Below are 9,227 nucleotides of genomic sequence, written 5' to 3' on the forward strand. Positions count from 1 at the left end.
TTTCACCTTTTTGAAATATTTTCACATTCTGTTGTGATTAAGATTCTAGTTTGTTTAAAGATTCTTTATAGAGTAAGCTCTGAAATGTGAGTGATTTTTGAAATTTTAAAGGCTTTAATATCAAGGTTTCTTGCAAAGTTGCAAGACGAAACGAAGCAAAAAAAATACTTCGTAATTTCTTAAATTTCTTTTGAGACAATTCGTAAACAGACTTTTGTTTTTTACCTTATAAATCATAACTTAAAGCTTATTCATTAGAGCTTAGGTTAAATTGAGCCATTTTTAATTCCTTATTCTTTATCCTTTTGTGATTTTTAAAACCCTTCCGCAGTTTTATGAAAGCTAAAAAGTCAAAGGATGCAGAGTGGCACACATTACCACCACATCAAGTAAAAATAAAATTACGCATTTTTGTACTTTCAAAATAGGTTAAAATCAAAGGCTCAATTAAACTTAATAAGATTTTATCTTGTCAATTTTAATAAAATTTGACTCAAGATACTCTAATAGGATTTTTTCTTATCAATTTTCATAAATTTTGATGAGAACTTTGTCCTAAAATTTTTGTATTATATCTAACTTATTATTCTTGTAAATGAAGGATAAAATTTTCTTTTTAGCCTTTAAATTTGGCTAAACGAAACCTTGCAAACTTCTGTTTGCAGTTACAAGACGCATTACAGTTACAAGACGCGTAGCACGAAGTAAAAAAGCCCTTTATCCCATTATTTTGTCCCTTTGCAACTAGTTTTTGGAATGTTTTACCATATGATATGCCTTTGCTACTTCTTGCAAAATTGCAAGACGCGTATCACGAAGTAAAAAGTCCACTAAGCCTTTGAACTATTGCTTAAATTTCACTTTATATTAGCTTGAAAAAGTCCCTTATGATAGACCTTAACCCTTTGGCAAAGCAATGTTGTATCCTTAGAATTTTTAAAACCCTTCTTGTTGCAAAGCTTTAAGCTTGAATTTTCACAGTTTTACCTTTCTTTGAATTTAATTTTTGTGAATGCTTTTTGTATTTTTGCTTTACATATACAAGAGTAAAAACAATTTACGCTGAATTTTCTAGGCTCTTTTTCAAGAAAAGATAAACTTATCATTCTGAGTCCTTTACACCAAAGAAACTTAAAAAATTCACTCTTTTGCGTGATATTTTATAATCTTAGCTTGTGGCATCTTCTTGCTAAAATTTCTAATTTCTATGCTTAACCCGGACAAATAGATTTTGTTTAAGATAAATATTTTTTTAAAAAAATCCCTTTTCATATTTATATCATCATTTAAGAGCTTTCATTTTTGTAAAAAGCCTTGCAAGGCTACTATAAAAAATCCTTGAATTTAAAATATTGATCTTGCTGTGAATTTTTTGAATTTATTTAAATTACCTTTGTTAAAAAATGTTGATTTTACAGTAAGTTTGCTAAAATATGCCTTTTAAAAAAGCATTCTGATAAGGTTGTAGCCACAGTAAAATATCCTTTTTTCTAAAAAACTTAGTTTGATTAAGAAGTTATGTTTTATAAAGAGGCTATGCTTTATAGTAGAAAATTAGTTTTACTAAAGAAATATTGCTTTAAGGGAGAAATTTCGCTTTTAGATACTTTGCAGTGTTTGGTATGAGAAGGGATGACAAAGGACAGATTATAGAACACGGAATGACAAGATGGTTTGAATTTAATTTTAAATCAGCTTTATTTAAAAAAGAAAGTGGTGTAAATTTTAACTTAAAATTCAAGCAAGTCTTATTTAAAGGATAGGGTGGCTTGAATTTAATCAAGCCTCATGTTATAGACTGCTGAGGACAAAAGGACAAGGCTGTTTAAGCTTAAATTCAAGTTAGTTTAACTTAAAAAAGAAAGGGGTTTGAAATTTAACTGTAAATTCAAAAAACTGTTATTTGACAGTTTATAAATAAAGCTCAATTAAACTTAAATCAAAGGGTTTTTAAGTTAAGTACTATGAAAAACAAATACATAATCCATTGCCAAATTCCACCAACTGTAATTTAGGTAAATTTTGGGATATTTCGCCCTTGATTTAGAGGTGAAAAACGCTCAACTTTGCAAAATAATCCGTGCTTGCACTAATAGAATTTTGCGTGAAATTCTCACCTTAATAGCCAAAGAGCGCGAAAAATCAACAAAGTGAAGTTTCTTTATAAAATGAGTGCCAATATTGAAGTTAATGAGAGTTATTTTTTACAACGTTTTGTTCCTAACTGCGTAATAGAAGGTACAAAAAGGATGCAAGGCAAATGTGTGCGTGGGGCTGGTAATAAAACGTCTATGTTTTTACTTCGTGTACGCACCCGTGCCTTTGCAAGAAGGTATGTTAAAACGCTAGGCTAGTGTTTATACGCTCAAACACTTGCTCTGCCAAAGAGTTGCTATCCATAATAAAGGACTTTGCAGATACCCCAAAGGCCACAATTTCAGGAGAGCTTCAAAGCCTATGATGGCTTGGTTGATTTTTGCTTCGTTTTGTTTTGCAACTTTGCAAGAAGGAGCAAAGGCACATTGCCGAATAAAATATAGCGCAAATGAGTTTGCAAAGGCACGAAACCACATCAATGAGACTGTGAATGTTTTTACTCTGCTTTTTTGCAACTGCGTAGTAGAAGAGCTTTTGTCAAACATAGCTTAGCTAAATTTAAAGGAATAAGAAATCTTATACTTCATTTAAAAGAGACAGAATTAAGACGAAAATTCAAGCTTAAGATTTGTATGAAATCTTACTCAAAATGATAAGGCAAAATCTGCTTAAGTTTAATTGAGCCAAAGATAATTTTCGATTTTGGCTCAATTAAACTTAAACTAAATTGAAAGGTTTTTAAGTTAAGTCCTATGAAAAACAAAAGTCAGTTTCCGAATTGTCTCAAAAAAATTTAGGGAAATTTTGAAGTATGTTTTTGCTTCGTTAAGCCTCTTGCAACTTTGCAAGAAGCCTTGATTTAGAGGCGAAAAAACGCTCTATTTTGTCAAATGCCTCATTAAAGTTTGTGTAAAATTTTCAAAGATCTTCGCATTTTGATAGTCAAAGAATGCAAAAAAACAGCAAGATGAGCGGTGAAATCGAAGAGGGTGGAAGTTATTTTGGCGGTGTGCGTGGAAAAAAAGGGGGGCGTGGGGCTGACAAGAAAATGTCTGTGTTTTTACTTCGTGCTACTCGTCTTGTAACTGCAAGTAGAAGGAGCTAAAAGGGTGCGTGGTAAGCGAGGATGTGGGCTGGTCGCAAAACTCCTGTGTTTAGTATGTTAAAACGCAACGGTTGCGTTTATACATAGGTCGTCAAATACTGCTCTGCCAAAGAGCTGCTGCCTATAATAAGGGATTTTGCGGAGCTTAAAGAAAGTGAAATTTACAGCGACAGCTTCAAGGCTTATGATAGCTTAATGGATTTGTGTGCAAAGGTACAAGACCTTGTAAAACACTCTAAAAACGAGTTTGCAAAGGGACGAAACCACATTAACGAAATTGTGAACTTTTTTACTTCGTGCTACTCGTCTTGTAACTGCAAGCAGAAGTTTGTAAAATTGACACTTGCCAAATTTAATGGCTAAAAGAGAAAATTTTGTCCTTCATCTAAAAGAAACAAAATTTAGATATAACATAAAAATTTAGGACAAAATCTTTATCAAAATTTATGAAAGTTGATAAGAGAAAATCCTGTTAAAGTATCTTGAGTCGCTAAATTTAAAGGAATCAGAAATCTTATACTTCATTTAAAAGAGACAGAATTAAGACGAAAATTCAAGCTCAAGATTTGTATGAAATCTTACTCAAAATGATAAGGCAAAATCTGCTTAAGTTGGATTGAGCCTACTTGTTTTTCACCTTGTGAATCATAACTTAAAGCTCTTTGAGCTTAAGTTGGATTGAGCCAAAGATAATTTTCAATTTTTTAAAAATTAAACCATCTTCAAGCCAAAGCCCTTCAAGGCTACAAAGTCCTTGCTACTTTTTTCAAGTAGTTTTAGCTCCTCTATGCCAAGATGCCTTAGGATTTGAGCTCCTATACCGTAGCTTTTAAACTGAATTTTCTTGCTCTTAACCCCTTGCATACAGATTAAAACCCCTCCATTCTTAGCCAAAAAGGCTATTTGCTCCAAAAGCTCGCCAAATTTATGAGAGGCTAGCAGCTCAAAATCACTCCCACTTATGTGAAATTTAACATTTTCGCTTTTTTTTAGCTGTCCAAAGGCAAAGACTATGTGTTGGGTTTTTTTATGATCCTCAAAGATGATCCTTCTTGCCTTAAAGCCTGCTATATCGCTTTCATCCTCGCTTAAAACACGAATTAGGCTTTCATTTTTCAAGCGATATTCTATAAGATCGCTAACTGCTATCATATTAAGCTTAAATTTATCGCAAAACTCTAATAAATCACTCCTTCTTGCCATCTCCCCATCATCTTTTACTATCTCACAGATAACACAAGCTTCTTTAAGCCCTGCTAAGCGGCAAAGATCCACAGTTCCTTCTGTATGACCTGTCCTTTCTAAGACCCCTCCTTTTTTTGCTATGAGGGGGTTTATGTGTCCGGGACGAACCAAATCATCAGCACTAGCACCCCCATCAGCTAGAATTTTTATGGTCATATCCCTCTCAGCTGCACTAACTCCTGTTAAAGCGTCTTTTGCATCGCAGGTTATGGTGAAGGCTGTTTCGTGCGAGGAGGTGTTGTTACTTACCATCAAGGCTAGCTCAAAATGCCTAGCTATGCTTTCATTTAGGGCAACGCACAGCACCCCTCTTGCATTTGTGATGGCGAAATTCACCTTTTCCTTGCTTGAAAACTCAGCCGCAAAGATCAGATCCCCCTCATTTTCTCTATCCTCAGCATCAACCATAACTAGCATCTTACCAGCTTTAAGCTCTAAGATCGCCTCTTCTACGGTTATAAAAGCCATTATTTATCCTTAATTTTTGCCTAAATTATAAACTAAAATGATTTAAACTGAGTAAAAATTGCTAGTTTAACCACAAATTCAAGTTTTTACGCTAAATTTATATCTTTAAATTCAAAGACGGACAAAATGAAACATAAAATTTATTTAAAATCTTGCAAGATAAATTCAAGGAAACCCTCTTGAAAAGTGGCTTTATTAGCATTATAGGACGCACAAATGCTGGAAAAAGCTCTTTAATTAACGCTCTAAGCGAGGCTAAATTATCTCTCATTTCACACAAGCAAAACTCCACCCGCAGAAGGCTAAAAGCCATAGTTATGTATGAGGGGCATCAGCTTATTTTAATAGATACCCCAGGACTTTGCAAAAGCACAAAAAGCCTCAATCAAAAACTAGTTGAACTAGCACTTAAAAGTATGAACGAGTGTGATTTGGTGCTTTTTGTAGCAAGTATTTTTGATGAGATAAAAGAATATGAGCTTTTTTTGCAAATCCCTCTAAAAGTTCCTCATATAGTGCTTTTAAACAAAGTAGATCTAGCCTCAAAGGAGCAAATTTTACAAAAGATCTCAGTTTATGCGCCTTTTAGTGAGCATTTTAAAGCCTTGCTTTTATTTTCTTGCAAACAAAAAAGCTATAAAAAGCCCTTGCTTGAGGAATTAAGTAAGCATTTGCCAGAGCATCCTTATTTTTTTGACCCTGAATTTCTTACCGACACAAACGAAAAGGATCTTTTTAGGGATTTTATCTTAGAGGCTTTGTTTGAGAATTTTAGTGCAGAGCTTCCTTATGCTTGCGAGGTTTTTGTGCAAACTGTTGTTGAAGAGCCTAAATTCTCACGCATTGAAGCTTTAATCATCACAGATACAGCCTCTCACAAGGCTATGCTAATAGGCAAAGAAGGAGCAGCTTTGAAAAGATTAGGACAGGCTGCAAGAAGAAAAATAGCCAAATTTAGCCAAAAAAAGATCATGCTAAGCCTCTTTGTGCAGGTAAAAAAGAATTGGCAAAAAGATGAAGAGTTTTTAAAAAAAGTGGTGTTTTGATGTTTTGGTATAAAATTAAGAAATTTTTAGCTAAAAATTCAAGGCTTAAAAGCATTTTTAATAAAAATTCAAGTCTCAAAGAATTCTTTGATAAAAATTCAAGCCTTTCCAAGGGCTTTTTAAGGGCAAAAAATTCAAAAATAAAAAGCTTTCAACTCATATCATTTGACAAGCTACTCTTTGTAAGGCTTGTGAATTTAAACCTAAAGGATGAGAATTTAGAGGAGTTAATCTTTGAAAAGGCTTGTGAGGAGCTTGGTTTGCAACAAGGCTTTGATTACAGCTTTTCTTATGTCTTAGATAAAAACAGTGTTTTTGTCTTTTTGACAAAGGATGAAAACCTAGATAAAAACTGTGAGCTTTGCCTTGCTGAGCCCTTGCTTTTTTCACATTTAAATGCCCTTAAAGGCAGTAAAATCAATCACTCCTACGCCGTGCTTGTTTTAGGAGAAAACTATGCCTACCTAGCCCTTTTTAATGAAACTAGGCTTTTGATTCTTAAAAATTTGCCCCAGTTTAATACAAGGCATTTAAAGGATAGGGACGAGACTTCTTTACAAGGCTTTTTAGAAGAAAGGCTTATTCTTGTTTTAAAAACAGTTTGCAAGGAAGATCAAGTTTTGTTTCTTGTTTGTGAGGATCTTAAGATTAAGGAGTTTTTAAGCTCAAAACTTCCTTGTATTAGTTTGAAAAAAGAGGATCTTAGACTTGAAGGACTTGATTTAGAAGAATGTATAAATTTTAAAAGATATAAAGTTGAAGCTAAGTTAATAAAAAAATTCACAGTGGCATTTATTTTAAGCCTTAGTGCTGGTTTTATTCTTAGCTTTTTAAGCATATTTTTAGAAAAAGATCTTAATCAAAATGATTCATATTTTGATAGTTTTAATACAAAGACTTACAAAGATGATCCTGTAATAGAAGAAAAAAGAACAAGGGTTCTTTTTATACAAAATGAGCTTAGAGCCTTTTTCTTAACTCAGAGTCTAAAAGAGCTTTTTGCAAGGCTTTATGAGGAGAAGGCAAGGCTTGTTGGCTTAGAATTTAAGGATGAGGAGTTTAAAATTTTAATTCATAAAAATGCACAAGGGGATAATTTTCTTAAAAAAATCTATCAAGATGAGCTTTTTAGCCTAAAACACAAGGAAGTTACGGATGATTTTTATGAGCTTAGCTTGGAGTTGAAGGATGATTGAGGGCTATCTTGCTAGGCTTAGCAAAAGAGAGTTAGGCTTGGTTTTTATAACAATCTTGCTTTTGGGAGGCTTTTTGGGCTTTAAGCTTTATGAAGGCTTGTTTTATGAAGGGCATTTAGAGGCTAAAAAAGAAAAAATTCTAAGGCAAAATGAGGAGAAAATCAAAGAGCTTAGACTAAGACAAGAGTTTGAGCTTGATGAGTTTTTAAGTCATTTTAAGGCAAGGCACAAGGATTATCTTGACGAGCTTTATGCCCTAGCTACAAGGGCTGATCTTAGCTTTGAAAGCATTAAAAATAGCACAAAAAAAGAAGAGCTTTTAAATATACATAGTGCTATAATAGAGCTTGAAAGCGACTTTGAGGGGCTTTTTGCTTTTTTGAACTTAATTCAAAATTCCAAGCTCTTTTTTGAATTTAAAGAGCTAAGATTAAAGGCACAAACAAGGACTATCAAAGCCTTCATTCATCTTCGTTTTGTGAGTTTTAATTAGGGTTTTTAGTATATACAAAAACTTAAATTCAAGCTTTATCTTAATTTTTAGCAGCACTTGTTGTAAAGTAAAAATTCTTAAAGTTATCTTGCTTTAAAATTGACTCAAGATGCTTTAATAAGATTTTTTCTGGCTTAATCCAACCTAAGTGCTTGATTTCTTATCAAATTTAATAAATTTTGATAAGGATTTTGTCCTAAATTTTCTCCTTATGTTTGTTTTTTTAAATGAAGGACAAAATTTTCTCTTTTAGTCATTTCATTTGTCAAGTCTAAATTTCGCAAATTTCTAAGTTGCAAGAGCAAGAAGCAAAAATCTTCTCTATGATATGATGTTGCGCCTTTGTAAATTCATTTTTAAAGTGTTTTACACTATAATGAAACTTTACTCATTCTTGCAAAGAGAGGAATAGGAAAGGCGAAGTAAAAAAATACTTCAAAATTCTTTAAATTAGAACTGAGAAATTAGAGAATGAAAGATATACTTCTTTTTCATCTAAGTCTTTATACCTTCAAATGTGTTTGCATTAAATTAGGCTCAATTAAACTTAACAGAATTTTCTATTATCAATTTTAATAAATTTTGATAAATATTTTGTCCTAAATTTTTAGTATTATATGTAAATTCAGCTTCTTTTAAGTGAAGGACAAAATTTTCTCTTTTAGCCCTTAAATTTCGCCAAACGAAACTTTGCAAAGCCCTAGAAATTCACAATTTTGTTTATGTGGTTGTGTCCCTTTGCAAACTCGAATTTGGCGTGTTTTACTCTATAATATGCCTTTGCACACAAATCTACCAAGCCATCATAAGCCTTCCAACTATCCTACAATTGTGGCATTTAGGGCATTTATAAAGTCCTTTATGATAGGCAATAGCTCTTTGGCCAAGAAGTGCTGACGACCTGTGTATAAATGTTAGCCTAGCGTTTTAGCATTCCTTCTCGCAAAGGGACAAGAGGGGTAATGAAGTAAAAACACAGACATTTTCTTGCCAGCCCCATGTCCACGCTTACCACGCACCCTTTTTGCCCCTTCTGCTAGCAGTTACGAGCCGTAAGGCGAAGTAAAAAATAACTCTCACCCTCTTCAATCTCACCGCTCATTTTATAATGTTTCTCGCATTCTTTGGCTATTAAAATGCGAAGATCTTTGAAAATTTTGCACAAACTTTGCTCTGAAATTTGACAAAGTAGAGCGTTTTTTCGCCTCTAAATCAATTCTTGCAAAGGGACGAGCCGTAAGGCGAAGTAAAAAATAACGCAAAATTTCCCTAAATTATATCTTCGAAATTTGGGAACGGACTTTTGTTTTTCATAGGCGTTAACTTAAAAACCTTTCAATTTGGTTTAAATTTAATTGAGCCTAAACAAATATATGATACATTCTTTAATTATTTCAAAAAAATTTAAGGAATTACGAAGTATTTTTGGCTCAATTTAACTTAAGCTCTAATAAAGGAGCTTCAAGTTATGATTACAGCGATGAAAAACAAGTATATAGTCCGTTCCCGAATTGTCTCAAAAGAAATTTAGGGAAATTTTGAAGTATTTTTTTGCTTCGTTTCGTCTTGCAACTTTG

The 9,227-nt window shown here is 32.9% G+C and carries 6 protein-coding genes and 2 pseudogenes; 6 read left to right on the top strand and 2 right to left on the bottom strand.

Annotated features, from left to right (window positions below; genetic code table 11):
- Nucleotides 1–2,168: 2,168 nt before the first annotated feature.
- From DMC01_RS15405 to DMC01_RS16845, 3 genes and pseudogenes are all read left to right on the top strand, one after another.
- Nucleotides 2,169–2,354 carry a hypothetical protein gene (locus tag DMC01_RS15405; RefSeq protein WP_246059200.1) on the top strand — a complete coding sequence of 62 codons (186 nt, stop codon included), beginning with the start codon at nt 2,169–2,171 and terminating at the stop codon, nt 2,352–2,354.
- 106 nt (nt 2,355–2,460) lie between these two features.
- Entirely contained in the window at nt 2,461–2,649 is a 189-nt protein-coding gene (locus tag DMC01_RS15410; protein ID WP_246059202.1) for a hypothetical protein, read from the top strand.
- A 225-nt stretch (nt 2,650–2,874) separates the two neighbouring features.
- Nucleotides 2,875–3,652: pseudogene (locus DMC01_RS16845) on the top strand (transposase).
- A gap of 261 nt (nt 3,653–3,913) precedes the next feature.
- Here the strand turns inward: DMC01_RS16845 and DMC01_RS11155 are convergent.
- Complete coding sequence (locus DMC01_RS11155) at nt 3,914–4,915, bottom strand: bifunctional 3,4-dihydroxy-2-butanone 4-phosphate synthase/GTP cyclohydrolase II (protein ID WP_142694287.1); 1,002 nt, start codon at nt 4,913–4,915, stop codon at nt 3,914–3,916.
- Nucleotides 4,916–5,094: 179 nt separating this feature from the next.
- On the opposite strand from DMC01_RS11155, the gene era reads away from it, so the two are divergent.
- From era to DMC01_RS11170, 3 genes are read left to right on the top strand one after another with little or no spacing between them, the layout of a single operon-like run.
- Nucleotides 5,095–5,961 carry a GTPase Era gene (era, locus tag DMC01_RS11160; RefSeq protein ID WP_142694288.1) on the top strand — a complete coding sequence of 289 codons (867 nt, stop codon included), beginning with the start codon at nt 5,095–5,097 and terminating at the stop codon, nt 5,959–5,961.
- Nucleotides 5,961–7,157, top strand: a complete 1,197-nt coding sequence (locus DMC01_RS11165) for a hypothetical protein (RefSeq protein WP_142694289.1) — start codon at nt 5,961–5,963, stop codon at nt 7,155–7,157. Before era ends, DMC01_RS11165 begins: the two co-directional genes overlap by 1 nt.
- Entirely contained in the window at nt 7,150–7,650 is a 501-nt protein-coding gene (locus DMC01_RS11170; RefSeq protein ID WP_142694290.1) for a hypothetical protein, read from the top strand. The genes DMC01_RS11165 and DMC01_RS11170 overlap by 8 nt, the downstream gene beginning before the upstream one ends.
- Before the next feature lie 537 nt (nt 7,651–8,187).
- Here DMC01_RS11170 and DMC01_RS11175 read toward each other — a convergent pair.
- Nucleotides 8,188–8,830, bottom strand: a pseudogene (locus tag DMC01_RS11175) (IS1595 family transposase); the annotation flags it as partial.
- Nucleotides 8,831–9,227: the final 397 nt, after the last annotated feature.

Origin of the sequence: Campylobacter troglodytis (assembly GCF_006864425.1) — a bacterium.
Lineage (GTDB): Bacteria > Campylobacterota > Campylobacteria > Campylobacterales > Campylobacteraceae > Campylobacter_D > Campylobacter_D troglodytis.